12 protein-coding genes are annotated in these 17,971 nt (G+C 68.6%); 10 read left to right on the forward strand and 2 right to left on the reverse strand.

Annotated elements, in window-relative coordinates:
- Positions 1-125 precede the first annotated feature (125 nt).
- The 6 genes from bcsD (at position 126) to FHY09_RS01110 (ending at position 11,217) form a co-directional block, all read left to right on the forward strand.
- A complete protein-coding gene (bcsD, locus tag FHY09_RS01085) occupies positions 126-584 on the forward strand; it encodes a cellulose biosynthesis protein BcsD (RefSeq protein WP_166923331.1) in 459 nt (152 codons plus the stop codon).
- Between the two features lie 53 nt (positions 585-637).
- Positions 638-997: a hypothetical protein gene (locus FHY09_RS01090; RefSeq protein ID WP_166923332.1), complete on the forward strand. Its 360-nt coding sequence runs from the start codon at positions 638-640 to the stop codon at positions 995-997.
- A gap of 90 nt (positions 998-1,087) precedes the next feature.
- Complete coding sequence (bcsA, locus tag FHY09_RS01095) at positions 1,088-3,238, forward strand: UDP-forming cellulose synthase catalytic subunit (protein ID WP_166923333.1); 2,151 nt, start codon at positions 1,088-1,090, stop codon at positions 3,236-3,238.
- The gene (bcsB, locus tag FHY09_RS01100) at positions 3,235-5,604 is read left to right on the forward strand and encodes a cellulose biosynthesis cyclic di-GMP-binding regulatory protein BcsB (RefSeq protein WP_166923334.1); all 2,370 of its coding nucleotides are present in this window, start codon (positions 3,235-3,237) and stop codon (positions 5,602-5,604) included. The genes bcsA and bcsB overlap by 4 nt, the downstream gene beginning before the upstream one ends.
- Complete coding sequence (gene bcsZ / locus FHY09_RS01105) at positions 5,597-6,760, forward strand: cellulose synthase complex periplasmic endoglucanase BcsZ (protein ID WP_166923336.1); 1,164 nt, start codon at positions 5,597-5,599, stop codon at positions 6,758-6,760. The genes bcsB and bcsZ overlap by 8 nt, the downstream gene beginning before the upstream one ends.
- Positions 6,742-11,217 carry a cellulose biosynthesis protein BcsC gene (locus tag FHY09_RS01110; protein ID WP_166923338.1) on the forward strand — a complete coding sequence of 1,492 codons (4,476 nt, stop codon included), beginning with the start codon at positions 6,742-6,744 and terminating at the stop codon, positions 11,215-11,217. Before bcsZ ends, FHY09_RS01110 begins: the two co-directional genes overlap by 19 nt.
- Positions 11,218-11,243: 26 nt before the next feature.
- Here the strand turns inward: FHY09_RS01110 and FHY09_RS01115 are convergent, their stop codons facing one another.
- On the reverse strand, positions 11,244-12,560 hold the full coding sequence (locus tag FHY09_RS01115; RefSeq protein ID WP_166923340.1) for an NCS2 family permease: 1,317 nt from the start codon (positions 12,558-12,560) through the stop codon (positions 11,244-11,246).
- Positions 12,561-12,645: 85 nt separating this feature from the next.
- A complete protein-coding gene (gene ettA, locus FHY09_RS01120) occupies positions 12,646-14,310 on the reverse strand; it encodes an energy-dependent translational throttle protein EttA (RefSeq protein ID WP_166923342.1) in 1,665 nt (554 codons plus the stop codon).
- A 266-nt stretch (positions 14,311-14,576) separates the two neighbouring features.
- Between ettA and FHY09_RS01125 the strand changes: the two genes are divergently transcribed.
- The 4 genes from FHY09_RS01125 to nrdR all read left to right on the forward strand — a co-directional run bounded on the left by FHY09_RS01125 (position 14,577) and on the right by nrdR (position 17,949).
- On the forward strand, positions 14,577-15,293 hold the full coding sequence (locus tag FHY09_RS01125) for a hypothetical protein (protein ID WP_166923345.1): 717 nt from the start codon (positions 14,577-14,579) through the stop codon (positions 15,291-15,293).
- Positions 15,294-15,387: 94 nt separating this feature from the next.
- Positions 15,388-15,867 carry an RcnB family protein gene (locus FHY09_RS01130; protein ID WP_166923347.1) on the forward strand — a complete coding sequence of 160 codons (480 nt, stop codon included), beginning with the start codon at positions 15,388-15,390 and terminating at the stop codon, positions 15,865-15,867.
- A gap of 142 nt (positions 15,868-16,009) precedes the next feature.
- Complete coding sequence (gene glyA / locus FHY09_RS01135) at positions 16,010-17,263, forward strand: serine hydroxymethyltransferase (RefSeq protein WP_166923349.1); 1,254 nt, start codon at positions 16,010-16,012, stop codon at positions 17,261-17,263.
- A 164-nt stretch (positions 17,264-17,427) separates the two neighbouring features.
- Positions 17,428-17,949 carry a transcriptional regulator NrdR gene (nrdR, locus tag FHY09_RS01140; protein ID WP_166923352.1) on the forward strand — a complete coding sequence of 174 codons (522 nt, stop codon included), beginning with the start codon at positions 17,428-17,430 and terminating at the stop codon, positions 17,947-17,949.
- Positions 17,950-17,971 lie beyond the last annotated feature (22 nt).

Consider the following 17,971-nt stretch of genomic DNA (forward strand, 5'->3'; position numbering starts at 1 on the left):
CAGTTAACATCGCCAAAGGCCGGAATGTGCCACACTTATAAGAGACGCAGTTCTCATTTCTGACCAGGAGCGGGGCGGGGAGCCTTGTGCGCACCCGCCCGCCGGGGGTTTAAAGGGATTCGGGGATGGATTCTTCCTTACTGTTGGACCACTACCGGCTGCAGGCCTGTTCGCGGCAGTGGCGCGGTTTCCTGCAGGCCATGGCCGACGAGTTCGCCGATGCGCTGCCCGACGCCGAGCTGGCCCGGCTGATGGCACGGATGGGCGAGCGCTTCGCCCTGGCCCATCCGCTCGCGCCGGCACAGGACCTGGCCGTCCTGCAGGAGGCCTGCAACGGTATCTGGCGGAACCTCGAATGGGGCAGTGCCCAGTTCAGCGAGCATCCCGGCGAGGTGACCATCGACCACCTGGGCGCGCCGTTGACGGCGCTGCTGGGTGGCGGGGCGGGCTGGGCCGGTGGTTTCCTGGAAGGTGTCTACCGTGGCTGGTTCCAGGCGGCCGGCATGCTCCCCGGGTTGGATGTGCAGCACCTCCCGGGCGCCTCGGCCGATGTTTCCCGCTATGTCCTGGCCCGCATGGCCTGATCCCCGTTGTCCCTTCTTCCGTCCAACAGGTCGCGACCGTGAGAGCCCCTACGATGTCCGCTGATGCAGAAAGCCATGATGACGTCGCCGGTCTGTTCAAGCGCCTGGGCCGTCGCGACGATACCCGCCAGTACCATGATTTTTCCGGCACGCCGGCGCTGCCCGGAAAGCAGGCAGCTGATGCCGTGCCGCTGGATCCACCGGAGACGGTGAATCCGCCGCCGATGCCTGCGGCAGCCGCGCCCGTCGCGGCTGCGAGGGAAGCGGAGGCCAGGACGTTGGACACTGCACCCGCCGCACAGCCCGTGCAGGCGGCACCGGCATCGTCCTTGCAGGCGCTTTTCCAGCGCCTGCTCGAGGCGCCGCTGCGTGCTTCGGCGCAGAGCCCGTTGGCCCGCCTGCGCGCCCGCTGACCCGCTGCGGTTTCCGGTGCGCCCAACCGTCTGCCGGTCGCTGTCATCCCCTTGTGCCTGGTCGCCACGGCGGCCGCAACGGAAGTCTCCATGACAAAGCCCCCGACCCCGGCGCGTGCCGCCTTGCCTGCACGCCTGGCCCTGCCCCTGCTGGTGGCGCTGGCCATCGCCCTCATCGCCTTCGTGGCGACCGTGCCGCTGGATGTCACCCAGCAGATGCTGTTCTCTGCGGTGGTGTTCGTGATCGCGTTGCTGCTGCGCCGGCGCGAAGGTCGTCTGGTGCCGTTGGTCCTGATGGGCCTGTCGCTGGTGATGTCCTCGCGTTACATGTACTGGCGCCTCACCGAGACCCTTGGTTTCGGCAATTTCGTCGATCTCGCGCTGGGCATGGGCCTGGTCGCTGCCGAGGTGTATGCCTACGTGGTGCTGGTGCTGGGCTACTTCCAGGTGGCCTGGCCGCTGAACCGCGCGCCCGTGCCGCTGCCGGAGGACCGCGCGCAGTGGCCGACCGTCGATGTGCTGATCCCCACATACAACGAGCCGCTCGCGGTGGTGCGCACCACCGTGTTGGCCGCCACCGTGCTGGACTGGCCGGCCGACAAGCTGCGCATCCATCTGCTCGATGACGGCCGCCGCGATGAGTTCCGCGCGTTCTGCGAAGCGGTGGGCGTGAACTATGTCACCCGCACCAACAACAACCACGCCAAGGCCGGCAACATCAACGCGGCGTTGAAAAAGACCGACGCCGAGTTCGTGGCGGTGTTCGACTGCGACCACGTGCCCACGCGCTCGTTCCTGCAGATGTCCGTGGGCGGCTTCCTGAAGGACCCGAAGCTGGCCGTCGTGCAGACGCCCCATTACTTCTTTTCGGCCGATCCGTTCGAGCGCAACCTCGGCACGTTCGGCAAGGTGCCCAACGAGGGCGAACTCTTCTACGGCCTGCTGCAGGATGGCAACGACCAGTGGAACGCCACGTTCTTCTGTGGCTCGTGCACGGTGATCCGCCGCGCGCCGCTGGAGGAGATCGGCGGCGTCGCCGTGGAGACCGTCACCGAGGATGCGCACACTGCGATCCGGCTGCACAAGGCCGGCTACCGCAGCGCCTACATTCCCGTACCGCAGGCGGCCGGACTGGCCACCGAAAGCCTCTCGGCGCACGTGGGCCAGCGCATCCGCTGGGCGCGGGGCATGGCGCAGATCCTGCGCGTGGACAATCCGATGCTGGCCAGGGGGCTCGGCCTGGCACAGCGCCTGTGCTACACCAACGCGATGCTGCACTTCTTCTACGGGCTGCCGCGCATCGTGTTCCTCACCGCGCCGCTGGCGTTCCTGTTCTTCGGCGCGCATGTCATCCATGCCTCCGCGCTGATGATCCTGGCCTACGCGCTGCCGCACATCCTGCAGGCCAACCTGACCAACATCCGCGTGCAGGGCAAGCACCGCCACCTGCTGTGGAACGAGGTCTACGAGACCACCCTGGCCTGGTACATCCTGCTGCCCACGATGATGGCGGTGATCAACCCCAAGCTGGGCAAGTTCAACGTCACCGCCAAGGGCGGCCTGGTCGAAAAGAGCTACTTCGACGCGCAGATCGCGCGGCCCTACCTGCTGCTGCTGCTGTTGAACGTGGCCGGTGTGGTGGCGGGCATCGTGCGGCTGGTGATGGCCGACACCACCGGCGAGGCCAATACGATCTGGTTGAACCTGGGATGGACGGCCTACAACATGATCATGCTCGGCGCGGTCATCGCTACGTCGAGCGAGCAACGGCAGATCCGTCGTTCGCACCGCGTACCGCTGTCGATGCCCGCCACCCTGCACCTGGGCGATGGGCGTGCATTGCCGTGCCGGACCTTGAACTTCTCCACCGGCGGCATGGCCGTGCAACTGGTCACGCCGGAGCCGCTGCAGCCGGGCAGTGAGATCGAGATCGAACTCACCAACCGCAACCGCAGCAAGCGGCTGCCGGCGACCATCCGCCACGACCGCGACGGCCAGGGCGTAAGCCTGCAGTTCCGCGAGCTCGGGCTGGAAGAAGAACGCTGGCTGGTCACCTCCACCTTCGCACGCGCCGATATCTGGGTGAAGCTGTGGGGTCGCCACGACAACGACACCTTCCTGCGCTCCTTCGCCGACGTCACCCGGGCCAGCCTGCGCGGCTTCCGGGTGCTCGGCCATTTCATCATCACCGGCGGGCGCCGCAGCAGCGGCGCGGCCCCGCGTTCCGGAGAATCCGCATGATCCCTCGTTCCGTCCGTCCGCAGGCGCAAAGGCCCCGCAGCCGCCTGCTGCAGGCGTGCCCGCAGCTGCGCAGCGCCACGCTGGCCTTCGCACTGACCCTGGCGTGGGGCAGCGTGCAGGCGCAGCCGGCCCCCCCGGCCGCGGCGCCGGCAGTCAGCGCGGCCGGCGACCCGGCAGCGCCTGCGGCGCCCGCCAGCGGTGCGCTGGCGCCGACCTCCACGCGGCAGAGCCGCACGACGCTGCGCGAGCTTGGCATCGATTACGAAATCACCCTGCGCGGCGTGCAGGGCGTGGCCGGCATTCCCTTTTCCGTGCGCAACGACCAGGTGGTCGACCGTGCCGCGCTGCACCTGAAGTACAGCTACTCGCCGGCGCTGCTGCCCGACCTGTCGCACCTCAAAGTGACCGTGAACGATGTCACCGTGGCCACGCTGCCGGTGCCCACCGAAGACGCCGGCAAGGTGATCGAGCGCGAGATCGATATCGATCCGCGCATGATCATCGACTACAACCGGATCAACCTGCAGCTGATCGGCCACTACACCCGCGAGTGCGAAGATCCCGACCACACCAGCCTGTGGGCGAACATCGACAGCGGCAGTGCGCTGGAGCTGGGCTGGGTGCCGCTGCAGCTGAACAATGATCTGTCGCTGCTGCCGGTGCCGTTCTTCGATGCCCGCGATACCCGCACGCTGGAACTGCCGTTCGTGTTCGCCGGGTCGCCGTCCGGCAGCACGCTGGAGGCAGCGGGCATCGTCTCCTCGTGGTTCGGCGCGCTGGCCGGCTACCGCGGCGCGCGTTTCAGCGCGGCGACCGATGGCGTGCCGCTGGAAGGCAATGCCGTGGTACTGGCCACGCCGCGCAGCGTGCTGCAGGGGGTGGCGCTGCCGGAGATCAGCGGCCCCACGCTGTCGGTGGTCACCAATCCTAACGACCCTGATGGCAAGCTGCTGCTGGTCCTCGGCCGCGACGACGCCGAACTGCGCACGGCGGCCACGGCCCTGACGCTGGGCACTCCGTTGTCCGGGCCGACGGCCACGGTCGGTGCGCTCACCCAGAGCACGGCACGCAAGCCGTACGATGCGCCGAACTGGGTGGCCAGCGATCGCCCGGTGCGTTTCTCCGAGCTGGTCCAGCGTCCGGGTGAACTGACCGTGCGCGGCTACAACCCGGACCTCATCCGCATCGGCCTGCAGCTGCCGCCGGATCTGTTCGCCTGGAACCAGGAGGGCATCCCGCTCAACCTGCGTTACCGCTACACGCTGCCGGAAGGTGCGGACAAGTCGGCGCTGAACGTCAGCATCAACGATGCCTTCGTCACCACGCTGCCGTTGAATGGCCTGCCACGCGCCGGCACGGCCAAGGACATGCTGTTCAACCAGTTCCGCGTGCGCGGTGCGATGCCCATCGAACAGCAGATCCTGCTGCCGACAGGTCCGTTTTCGTCCAACAGCCAGCTGCGCTTCCACTTCTTCTTCGACCGCCCGCAGGCCGGCGAGTGCAAGAACACCTTCCCGGATGTCTCGGCCGCCATCGATGAGGACTCCAGCATCGATCTGTCCGGCTTCCACCACTACATGGCGATGCCCAACCTCGCCGCGTTCGGCAATGCAGGCTTCCCGTTCACGCGCATGGCCGACCTCTCCGAAACCGGTCTGGTACTGCCGGACAACGCCAACGTCGATGACCTCGGCAACGCGCTGACACTCTTCGGCCGCATGGGCGCTTCCACCGGGTACCCGGCCCTGGGAAACCGCGTGCTGCGTGCCTCGGAGGTCGCTGCACACGCGGGCCTGGATCTGCTGGTGCTGGGGTCCAAGCGCAACCAGCCGCTGTATGGCCAGTGGGCCGCCAGCCTGCCGATCGGCGAAGGCGCGCAGCGGCGCTTCGCACTGTCGGACTGGGTGCCGCGGCAGCTGCCGCGGCTGTTCTCCAGCGAAGGCCAGCGTACCGATCTGCCCACTACGGCCGAAGTCGCCGTGCGGCCCGATGCCGGCGACGTGGTGATGATGGGTTTCCAGTCACCGCTGGATCCCAAGCGCAGCGTGGTGGCGATCCTTGCCGACGACCCGGCGCAGGTAGGCCGGTTGTTCGATGCGTGGTTCAAGCCCGAATCCCTGCGCGAGTTCCAGGGCAGCGTCGTGCTGCTGCAGGACGGCCGCGTGCGCAGCCTGGCCGGCAACCAGACCTATTACGTGGGCACCTTGCCGCCGCTGACGATGCTGCGGTGGTATTTCTCGCACAGCCCGCTGCTGCTCGGCCTGCTCGTGGGCATCGGCAGCCTGCTGCTGGCGCTGCTGGCCCGCGGCCTGCTGCGCCGGCATACCCGTCGCCGCCTGATCGAAGGGGGAACGCCCGATGCATGAGGTTCCGTTCAACGGTGCGGCGCGGCGCCGCTTCCTGCAGGCCCTCGCCGGCGCCATGGCGTCGGCGGCACTGCCGCCCCCTGGTCTGGCCGCCACGCCACGCTGCGGTGGTCCGTGGCCTGAGTGGCGCAGCTTCGTGCAGCGCCATATCGAATCCAACGGACGTGCGGTGGACTTCCTCAACACGGACCTGCGCAGCACCTCCGAATCGCAGTCCTACGCGCTGTTCTTCGCCCTGGTCGACAACGACCAGGTGCTGTTCGACCGCGTGCTGGCGTGGACCCGCCGCAACCTCAGCGCCGGTCGCCCGGACCAGAACCTGCCGGCGTGGCTGTGGGGCAAGGATGCGCAGGGCAACTGGCGCGTGCTGGACGACAACACCGCTTCCGATGGCGAACTGTGGATCGCCTACGCGCTGCTTGAGGCGGGCCGCCTGTGGAAGCGTCCGGGGCTGGTCGCCTCGGCGCGGCAGATCATGGCGATGATGCAGAAGGAAGAGATCGTCGATCTGCCCGGCTTCGGGCCGATGCTGCTGCCGGGCAAGCGCGGCTTTGTCAAAGCCGATCGCTGGACGCTCAATCCCTGCTACCTGCCGCTGTTCGTGCTGCGTCGTTTCGCCGCGGTTGATCCGAAGGGCCCGTGGGCGCGGCTGGCCGGGCGCAGCGTGGCGATGGTGCGCGACAGCGCGCCGGTCGGCTTCGCGCCGGACTGGATCGCGTGGAACGGCAAGGCGTTCGTGACCGATCCGGAGAAGGGCGCGCTGGGCAGCTACGATGCGATCCGCTGCTACCTCTGGGCGGGCATGACCGACGCCGCTGATCCGTTGCGTCGCGAGCTGCTGCAGGCGCTGTCCGGGCCAGCGTCGATGCTGCGTACGCAGGGCCGGCTGTCGGAGAAGGTGGACGTCCGCCAGGGCGTGGGCAGCGGTGCCACGCCGGTCGGCTACGCCGGCGCGCTGCTGCCGTACCTGTCCGCTCTGAACCAGCCTGCGCTGCTGCGTGCCGAACAGGCGCGCATTCCCGCCGATGGCAACCTCAACTACTACGACCGCGTCCTGATCCTGTTCGGCAAGGGCTGGCTGGACCGCCGTTATCGTTTTTCTGCCGACGGGCGCGTGCTGCCCGCGTGGAGTTCCACATGTTCCGCAAACACCTGAAGCCGCTGTACCTGGTCGGCCTGGCCGGCCTGTGCGTATTGACCACCCCGGCCTGGGCGCAGAGCGCTTCGGTGCAGCAGCTGGTCAGCCAGGGCAACTACTGGCAGGACCAGGGCCGTGACGATCTTGCCGCCGATGCCTGGCGCAAGTTGCTGGCCACCGATGCCAACCAGCCCGACGCGCTGCTCGGGCTGGGGTTGATCGACCTCAACCAGGGCCGTCGCGCGGACGCTCAGAAGCGCCTGCAGACGCTGCAGGCACGGCATCCTTCCTCGCCGCAGACCACGCGCCTGCGCCTGGCGTTGGGCGGTGCGGGCGGTGGCAGTGGCGGTGGCAACGCCGCACTGCAGGGCGCCCGACGCGCGGCGGCGGCCGGCCGCTACGTGGAAGCAGCACGCGGCTATGACGAAGCGTTCGGCGCTGGCGGTCCGCCGGCGGACCTGGCGCTTGAGTATTACCAGGTGCTGGCCGGCACGCCGGAAGGCTGGACGCGTGCGCGCGACGGCCTGCGCCAGCTGGTCGCCCGCCAGGACAGCCCGTCCGCGCGCCTGGCCCTGGCACAGGTGCTGACCTACCGCGAGCCGAGCCGTCGCGAGGGCATCGCCCAGCTCAGCGCGCTGAGCCAGCGCCAGGACACGGCAGGACCGGCACGCGCGGCCTGGCGACAGGCGCTGCTGTGGCTGGGAGCGAGCACGGCCGACGCCCCGCTCTTCCAGGCCTACCTGGCGGCGCAGCCGAACGACCGCGAGATCGCCGCAAAGCAGGCGCAGCTGCGCGAGCAGGCGGCCGCTGCCGCTGCCGCACCGGCGGCCGATCCGAACCTGCGCCTGCTTGGTGAAGGCTTCCGCGCTCTGGACAACAACCAGCTCGCCCAGGCTGAAGCGCGCTTCGCGCAGGTCCTGCGCGCACGCCCGCGCGACGCCGAAGCCCTCGGTGGCCTGGGCTCGGTGCGCCTGCGTCAGCAGCGTTTCGATGAAGCCAACGAACTGCTCCGGCAGGCGGTGGCACGCGATGGAAAGTGGCGTTCGGCCGCCAACTCGGCGCGCTACTGGCTGACCCTGAAGCAGGTCGGCGGCCAATCGACGCCGGAGGCCGAGGCCCGCCTGAAGGAGGCGGTCGCGCTGCTGCCGAAGGAGCCCGCCGGCCACGTCGCGCTGGCGCAGCTGCAGGAAACCAGCGATCCGGCGGCTGCCGAGCGGGGTTACCGGCGCGCGCTTGAACTCGACGCTGGCAACGCCGGTGCGTTGCAGGGCCTGGTGGGCCTGCTCGGGCGCCAGGGACGTGCCGAGGAAGCGGCGGTGATGTTCGAACGCATGACCCCGCAGCAGCGCGAGCGCGCCGGCGGCGAGTCCGCGCTGCGTGCCAGCGTGGCGCGCGCACGGGCGCAGGAAGCACTGGCGTCGGGCAGCCTGCAGATGGCCCAGGTGGAGCTGGAGGACGCGTTGCTGGCGCAGCCTTCCGATCCGTGGCTGCGCCTGGAAGCGGCGCGGCTGTACCGGCGCATGGGCCGTGCCGATGAAGCCGACCAGGTGATGGCCGACCTGCGCGGTCTGGACGACGCCTCGGTGGCTTCGCTGCATGCACAGGCGTTGTATGCGCAGGAGCGTGGCCAGTGGCCGCAGGTGCAGGCGCTGCTGGACCGCATCCCCGAAGGCTCGCGCGATCCGGCCATCACGGCACTGCGCAACCTGGCCTGGGTGCAGGCCCAGGCCACGCAGGCACGGCTGCTGATGCAGCAGCAGCGCGGGGGCGAAGCACAGCTGCTGCTGGCGCGGACCGAGGCGGGACTGGGCGAGCGCGCGCGTGATCCGCAGGCCATTTCCGCTCTCGCTGGCGCGTACGCGGACATCGGCAGCCAGCAGCGCGCGATGGTGCTGGCACGGCAGCTGGTGGAAGGAGATTCGCCGAGTGTGGACGCGCGCCTGCAGTACGCCAGCGTGATGCTGCGTGCCGGCCGCGATGGCGAGGTGGCCGCGCTGCTGCGCCAGCTCGACGATGCACGCCTGAGCGCGGCCCAGCAGGCCACGCTGCAGGACCTGCGCAGCGGCTACGTGCTGCGCCAGGTCGATGCGCTGCGCGAGCGCGGCAACCTGGAAGGCGCCTATGCGGTGCTTGCCCCGACGCTGGCCGAACGTCCCGACGATCCGCTCAACATCGCCGCGCTCGCGCGCCTCTACGCCGCTGCCGGTGACCACGGCCAGGCACTTGCGCTGTACCAGCAGCAGCTGCAGCGCACGCCGGGGGACACCGATGCGCTGGTCGCCGCCGCCGGCAGTGCCGCGGCCCTGCGTGATCTGGATCTGGCCGAGCGTTACCTGCAGGCCGCACTGGCGCAGTCGCCGCAGTCGCCGGACGTACTGGCTGCGGCAGGCCGCGTGTACCGTGCGGCAGGCAAGAACCGCCGCGCGGAAAGTTACTTCAAGGCTTCGCTGGCCGCCGCTGCGCGCCAGTCCGGTCATCTCGACAACGGCCTGCCGGCCGCGCCGGGCGCGCGCTTGGCGGCCGGCGCGGGCACCTTCAATCCGTTCGCGGGCATGAACCGGGGTGCGCCGCAGGGCGGGCTGGGCAATGCGTCGCGTGGCCTGCCGCCCGCCGTGGCCGCATTGGCCGGCGAGGACGATGCAGTGGGCCTCAATGCCGGCAGTGAGGCTTACGCTGGCTATGCGCCGACGCCGCTGATCGACGAGGACGGACTGCCTGCGCCGGTCGGCGCGGAGCGCGATGCCGGCGCGATGGTGGTGCCCGTGGGCTCGCGCCGTGCATCGGTCGCGCGCAGCACGCACGCTGCCGACGGACCAGCGCGACCGGCGTCGGCCAGCCAGGGCGTGCTCGGCGAGCTGCGCGAACTCCGTGCGGAAAGCAGTAGCAGCCTGGCCGTTGGCGCAGGCTACCGCAGCCGCGATGGCGAGCCGGGGCAGGGCGGATTGGACGACCTGCAGGTGCCGATGGAAGGCCGCTTCGCGGTGGGCGACGGCAAATTGATCGTCGGCGTGACCCCGACCCTGCTCGACTCGGGCAGCCCATCGCTCGACTATGGTGTGGCCAGTCGCTTCGGCGGCGGTCCCCAGGCGGCGCTGGCCGGTGCGCTTGCGGCCGACCGCAGTCCGGTCGACAGTCTGGTCGGTTCGTCGCTCTACCAGACCCTGCTGACCCGGGGTGCCACCAACGCCACGCGCAACCTCATCGAAGAGCGCGCGCTGGACAGTGGCCGTTACCAGGAACTGTTCAACCAGACCGACGGCTCGCTGACCGCTGCCGAGCGTCGCGCGGCCACGTTGCAGCAGCTGTTCGCCGATCCGCTGCCCAGCTTCGTGCTGTCGCGGGATCTGGCCAACACGCCGATCAGCGACATCGCGCGGCAGGTGCTCGGCAATGCCAGCCTCGCGCGTGGCCTGACGCCGGCCGAACAGGCACAGCTGCAGGCACTGTCCACCGGCGGCAGCGCCGGGCAGAGTCCGCTGGCGTTCCAGGACACGCTCTACGCCATGGTTGCCAACGCGGCAGGCGCGCGACGGATGTCGCCGCAGGATGCCAGCGGCGTGGGCGTGTCGGTGGGGTACCAGCGTGGTGGGTTCGCGGTCGACGTGGGCAGTTCGCCGCTGGGTTTCGATGAAACGCAGGTGGTGGGCGGCATCGGCTACCAGGGCCGCGCGGGCGACACGCTGAGCTTCTCGGCCGAGGCCTCGCGGCGTGCGGTCACCGACAGCGTGCTGTCCTTCGCCGGTGTGGAAGACAGCCGTACCGGCCAGCGCTGGGGCGGCGTGGCCGCGACGGGTGCGAAGATTGGCGGCACGCTCGACAACGGGGTGCTCGGCGGCTATGCCACCGCGTCGTGGCACCGGCTGGAAGGCGAGAACGTGGCCGACAACGAGCGCCAGGAACTCGGCATGGGTGTCTATGTACACGCCGTGCGCAACGACGATCAGTCGCTGACCGCGGGCCTGAATGTCACCGCGCTGCAGTACGACCGCAATCTCAGCGGTTTCACCTACGGGCACGGCGGTTACTTCAGTCCGCAGCGCTACGTGGACGTCGGCTTCCCGGTGCACTGGAACGGTCGCAACACCCGCGCCGGACTGACCTGGCAGGTGGATGCGAGCGTAGGCGTGCAGCACTTCGAGGAGCGCGCGTCCGACTACTTCCCGGACAACCCGGCGCTGCAGCAGGCGGCCTACGAGGCGGCCTCCATGGCGGCGCTGCTGGGCCTGGTGCCGGAGTACGTGGCGCCGGTGTATGACGGCCAGACCAAGACCGGCGTGTCGTACAACCTGAGTGCGGCGGCGGAATGGCAGCTTTCCAGCCAGCTGTTCCTGGGCGGACGCATGGAGTTCAACAACGCGCGCGACTACCGCCAGTTCGGCACCAGCCTGTACCTGCGCTTCCTGCTCGATCGCCTGGGGGCAGGGCTGGGTACTTCGCCGCAGGTGCTGCGTTCGCCCTACAGCCGCGGGTTCTGAGCGCGGCGGGGCCGTTCGCTGATCCGCTATTCCAGCACGTAGCGCAGCACGAACAGCCCGGCCACCAGCCACACGGCCGGGTGCACCTCGCGCCAGCGACCGGTGCCCGCCTTCAACGCCGCGTAGGCGATGAACCCGAACGCCAGGCCATTGGCGATGGAGTAGGTGAACGGCATCGCCAGCGCACACAGCGCGGCAGGCACCGATTCGGTGAGGTCGCTCCAGTCCACGTCCACCAGCTCGCGCAGCATCAGCCCGGCCACGAACAGCAGCGCCGGCGCGGTCGCATACGCCGGCACCATCGCCGCCAGCGGCGAGAACAGCAGGGCCGCCAGGAACAGCGCGGCGACCACCAGCGCGGTCAGACCGGTGCGTCCACCCACCTGCACACCGGAGGCGCTCTCGGCGAACGCCGTGGTGCTGCTGGTGCCGAGCATCGACCCGGCGACGATGGCCGTGCTGTCAGCCAGCAGTGCGCGGCCGAAACGCTTCGAGGCGCCGGGCAGCGTGAGCAGGCCCGCGCGGCCGACCACGCCGTACAGCGTGCCGGTGGCATCGAAGACTTCCACCAGCACGAACACCAGCACCACCTGCAGCAGGACCGCGATCGGCGCACCGCCGTCGTGATGCAGCAGGCCGGGGAGGTCGAGCTGCAGGAAGGTCGGCGCCAGGCTCGGCGGCAGCGAGACCAGCCCGCGGAACTGCACATCGCCCAGTGCCCAGCCGGCCGCCGTGACGGCGAGGATGCCGATCAGTATCGCCCCTCGCACCCGCCGCGCCTCCAGCACCGCGATCAGCAGGAATCCGGCCAGCGCCAGCAGCGGCGGCGCGGTGTCCAGTGGTCCCAGCGTGACCAGTGTGTCCTCGTTGCCGATGATCACCCCCGAGGTCTGCAGCGCGATGATCGCCAGGAACAGGCCGATGCCGGCCACGATCGCCGAGCGCAACGACGCCGGGATGCCTGCCACCAGCCAGGCGCGCACGCCGGTCAGCGACAGCACCAGGAACACCAGGCCACTGATGAACACCGCCGCCAGCGCCTGTTGCCAGGGCAGCCCCGCCGCCCCCACCACGGTGAAGGCGAAGAAGGCGTTCAGGCCCATGCCGGGCGCCATGCCCACCGGGAAATTGGCGGCCAGCGCCATCACCACCGAACCCAGCGCGGCGGCCAGGCAGGTGGCCACGAACACCGCGCCGGTGTCCATGCCGGTGGTGCCGAGGATTTCGGGATTGACGAAGACGATGTAGGACATCGTCAGGAAGGTGGTGATGCCTGCCAGCAGTTCGGTGCGCACGGTGGTGCCGTGCTCGCGCAGCTGGAACAGACGTTCGAACAGGGACATGTCAGGGTCCTGGTGACGGGGCGGAACACGACACGCCCTTGCCGCATGAAAGAGGACGGCCGCACTGGGCGGCCGTCCGGAGGTCTTACTTCAGCGCCTTGAAGCGCAGGCGCTTGGGCGCAGCGTCGTCGCCCATGCGGCGGCGCTTGTCTTCCTCGTACTCGCGGTAGTTGCCCTGGAAGAACTCCACGTGCGAATCACCTTCGAAGGCCAGGATGTGGGTCGCGATGCGATCCAGGAACCAGCGGTCATGCGAGATGACGAAGGTGTTGCCCGGGAACTCCAGCAGCGCATCTTCCAGCGCACGCAGGGTTTCGATGTCCAGATCGTTGGACGGTTCATCGAGCAGCAGCACGTTGCCGCCCTGCAGCAGCGTCTTGGCCATGTGCAGCCGGCCACGCTCACCACCGGAGAGCGAGCCGACCAGCTTCTGCTGGTCCTGGCCCTTGAAGTTGAAGCGGCCGATGTAGGCGCGCGACTGGATCTCGATACCGTTGATGTTGAGGATGTCCAGGCCGCCGGCGATTTCCTGGAAGACGTTGTGGTTGCCCTCCAGCGCATCGCGGCTCTGGTCCACGTAGGAGAGCTTGACGGTCGGGCCGACCACGATCTCGCCGCTGTCGGGCTTCTCCTGGCCGGTGATCATCTTGAACAGGGTCGACTTGCCGGCGCCGTTGGGGCCGATGATGCCGACGATCGCACCGGCGGGCACCAGGAAATTCAGGTTGTCGAACAGCAACCGGTCGCCGAACTTCTTCGAGACATTCTTGAACTCCATCACCGCATTGCCCAGGCGCTCGCCCGGCGGAATGAAGATCTCATTGGTCTCGTTGCGCTTCTGGTAATCGACCGACTGCAGTTCTTCCAGGCGCGCCAGACGGGCCTTGCCCTTGGTGCGGCCGCCCTTGGCATTCTGCCGCGACCATTCCAGTTCCTTCTGGATCGCCTTCTGGCGCGACTTCTCCTGGTTGTCTTCCTGCTTCAGGCGCTCGTCCTTCTGGGTCAGCCAGTCGGTGTAGTTGCCCTTCCACGGAATGCCGCGGCCACGGTCGAGTTCCAGGATCCACTCGGCGGCGTTGTCCAGGAAGTAACGGTCATGGGTGACCGCCACCACGGTGCCGGTGTAGCGGGCCAGGAACTGCTCCAGCCACTCCACCGACTCGGCGTCGAGATGGTTGGTCGGCTCATCGAGCAGCAGCATGTCCGGCTTCTGCAGCAGCAGGCGGCACAGCGCGACGCGGCGCTTCTCACCGCCGGACAGGGTGCCCACGATGGCCTCCCACGGCGGCAGGCGCAGCGCATCGGCGGCCACGTCCAGCTGGTTTTCCAGGGTGTGTGCATCGCCGGCAGCGAGGATCGCCTCCAGGCGCTCCTGTTCCTTGGCGAGCTTGTCGAAGTCGGCGCCTTCTTCGGCATAGGCCAGGTACACCGCATCCAGCGCAGCCTGGGCCTGCAGCACTTCGCCCACGCCTTCCTCGACCGCCTCACGCACCGTCTTGGTGGGGTCCAGTTCCGGTTCCTGGGCCAGGTAGCCGACCTTGATGCCCGGCTGCGGGCGCGCTTCGCCTTCGAAATCGGTGTCCACGCCGGCCATGATCTTGAGCACGGTCGACTTGCCGGCGCCGTTGAGGCCCAGCAGGCCGATCTTCGCCCCCGGGAAGAAGGACAACGAGATGTCCTTGATGATCTGCCGCTTGGGCGGGACCACCTTGGACACGCGGTTCATGGTGTAGATGTATTGCGAGGACATGGAGTCTCCCAGAGGGTCGAGCCACCGGTGTCCAGAGGCCTGGCCGGCGCTAAGCGAAGTGATGACCTGTCATTATCGCCCATAGGCCGGGTCACTTCCATGGCAGGCGCGGCCGGGTTCAGCGGGATCGGCTCGCCTTACGTGCCAACGGTCGGGGGGACGCCGTCCGGTGCGTGGTGCGCCGACAGTCCGGGGCCGCGCCAGCGGCCAGCATGAAGGTCCACCCAGACCCTGGACCATCCGCCATGACCTCTGCTCCAACCGCATTGCTCGCCCTGGCCCTGCTGCCGGCGCTCGCCACCGCCGCCGATGCCCCCCCGCTGCTGCCCGCCACTGCCTCGTTCGAGAATCTGCCGGTGCCGGCCAACAGCCTGCGCGAGTTCGATGTCGAACTGGCCCGCACCGAAAAGTACCTGGCGTTTGACCTGAAGAGCGCTGAAGCCGACAGCCTGCTGTCCGGCAGCCTGCTCATCACCGATGCCGGTGACGGGCGGCCGCTGTATGACCGGTCCCTGGAGAGGCTGCCGCTGCTCGGCGGGCTGATCCCGTTGGCGCCCTCGACGACGAAGCGGAGGCTGCGCATCAGCCTTCGAGGCGGGCCGGCCGGCATGCGGGCCAACATGACGCTGCTGCCGAAGCAGGCACAGCTCAAGACCGGGCAGGTCGTGCCGGTGTTCGCGCGCCGTAGCGGCAGTGACGCCTTCAACGAGCGCTTCGAGCTGCGACTGACCAAGGCGTCCGATGTCGAGGTGATCACGTGGGGCGGCGATGCGACGGCGACGCTCCGGGTGACGGCTCCCTTGGCCAATGGGGGATTCCCGGTGGCGCGCTGCGAAAGCGCGGGCGATGCCTGGCGTCGTTGCACCCTGCCGGCGCTGGAGGCCGGCAGCTACCAAGTGGTCGTCACAGTCAAGGGCAACCCGTTGAATCTCCTTGCCACCTGGAGCCCGGTTGCGGGGCCTACCCAGCCATCAGCTGAATAGCGGGGCAGAAGCGTCGACGGAAAGCGGTTCCAGCGAGAAATCATTCAGTTGCCATCGGCAAGATGAGGTCACTGTCCATCACGCCGAGGTGCTCATGCGCATGAATCGATTTCTGGCTGGGGCCATTGCCTCGGTGATTGCTCTGGGGGCCATCTCACCGGCCTTCGCCGATCCGGACCGTCACCGCGGCGGGGACCGTCGCGAATGGCGTGACGATCGCCGCGGCCATGGCCACCACGATCGACGCGAGGCGCGCCACCATGGGCGGCATGACCGCCATGATCGCCGTGCCTGGCACGACGATCGTCGCCATCATGGGCCGTACCGCCCCGGTCCGCCGCCCCGCGTCGTCTACCGCCCCGCCTACGCGCACGGGCCCGGTTACGGCTGGAAGGTCGGGCATCGTTATCGCGATTATTACCGGGGTCCGGTCTACGTCGTGAATGATTATCCGCGTTACCACGTGCGCCGCCCGCCCCGCGGCCACCAGTGGGTCCGCGATGACCGCGGCAATCTGCTGCTGGTGGCCATTGCCACCGGCATCCTGGCCGACTTCGTGATCAACGGACGCTGAGGCCCGCCCACGGTCTGCAGGCGGCGCCTCACCGGCGCCGCCTGCATTGCTGCGGCGGCACGCAGGCAGGTCATGGGCGAGGTCCGGGCACAGGGACTACAATGGCTGCCTGCCGCCCTTTTCCTGACTGCCGGAGTGCCAGATGTTCCCGCGTGACGTCCGCATCGAAACCTACGATCCCGAACTGGCCAAGGCCATCGCCGCCGAAACCCAGCGCCAGGAAGACCACGTCGAGCTGATCGCCAGCGAGAACTACACCAGCCCGGCGGTGATGGAAGCCCAGGGCAGCCAGCTGACCAACAAGTACGCCGAGGGCTATCCGGGCAAGCGTTACTACGGTGGCTGCGAGTACGTGGATATCGCCGAGCAGCTGGCGATCGACCGCCTCAAGCAGCTGTTCGACGCGGACTATGCCAACGTGCAGCCGCACAGTGGGTCGCAGGCCAACCAGGCGGTGTACTTCGCGCTGCTGCAGCCGGGTGACACCCTCCTCGGCATGAGCCTGGCCCACGGTGGCCACCTCACCCACGGCGCCAAGGTCAACGCCTCCGGCAAGCTGTTCAACGCCGTGCAGTACGGCGTCAACGAGCAGGGCCTGATCGATTACGACGAAGTCGAGCGCTTGGCGCTGGAGCACAAGCCGAAGATGGTCGTGGCCGGCTTCTCCGCGTATTCGCAGGTCGTCGACTGGGCACGCTTCCGCGCCATCGCCGACAAGGTCGGGGCGTACCTGTTCGTGGACATGGCGCACGTGGCTGGCCTGGTCGCCGCCGGCGTGTATCCGAGCCCGCTGCCGCATGCCCACGTGGTCACCTCCACCACCCACAAGACGCTGCGCGGTCCGCGTGGCGGCATCATCCTTGCCAAGGGCGCCAGCGAGGACCTGCAGAAGAAGCTGCAGTCGATCGTATTCCCGGGCATCCAGGGCGGTCCGCTGATGCACGTCATCGCCGGCAAGGCCGTGGCCTTCAAGGAGGCGCTGGAACCGGGGTTCAGGACCTACCAGCAGCAGGTCGTTAAGAATGCGCAGGCCATGGCGGAAACGCTGATCGCCCGTGGCTACAAGATCGTTTCCGGCGGCACGCAGAACCATCTGATGCTGGTGGACATGATCGGCCGCGAGGTGTCGGGCAAGGACGCCGAAGCGGCGCTGGGCAAGGCCCACATCACGGTCAACAAGAACTCGGTGCCGAACGATCCGCGTTCGCCGTTCGTGACGTCGGGCCTGCGCCTGGGCACCCCGGCAGTGACCACGCGCGGCTACACCGAGCAGGACTGCGTCGAGCTGGCGAACTGGATCGCCGATGTGCTGGACGCCCCCGCCGACGAAGCGGTGATCGCCCGTGTGCGTGACGCGGTCAGCGCGCAGTGCCGCGCGTATCCGGTCTACGGCTGATCCACCCGCTCATGCAGAACGCGCCGCCGGAACGCCGGCGGCGTGGCGGCCTGTCCCGTGCGGGTGCCCGGCGAGCCCGTGATTTGCTGTAAGACCGTCCGCTCAGGTACCGTTGCGACGCTGCCGTGGCTACGGCATGACGTTTCTGCGACGCAAGGCGCTCCATGCACTGTCCGTTCTGCCAACATGCCGACACCCGTGTCATCGATTCGCGCGTCTCTGAAGACGGCGCGACCATCCGGCGACGGCGGGGTTGCGAGGCCTGCAATGAACGGTTCAGCACGCTGGAGACCATCGAGCTGAAGCTGCCGGCCATCATCAAGGGCGATGGCAACCGCGAGGCGTTCGAAGTCCGCAAGGTGCGCGCCGGCTTCGACCGCGCCTTGCAGAAGCGTCCGGTGCCGGAGGAAAAGATCGAGGCGGCCGTGCGCGCGGTGGTGCACCAGTTGCGGATCTCCGGCGAGCGCGAAGTGCCCTCGATCCGTGTCGGCGAGTTCGTCATGGAAGAACTGCGCAAGCTTGATCATGTCGGCTACGTCCGCTTCGCATCGGTGTACCGCAGCTTCCAGGATGTCGCCGATTTCCGCGAGGAAATCGAGAAGCTCGAACGCGACCTGCCGCCGAGCACGGGCCAGCTGCAACTGCTCGACGGTGTCATGGCGCTGACCAAGAAACAGAAGGGCTGAGCCCGGCGCGGCAGCGTCCCAC

The organism is Xanthomonas sp. 60, from assembly GCF_011761925.1.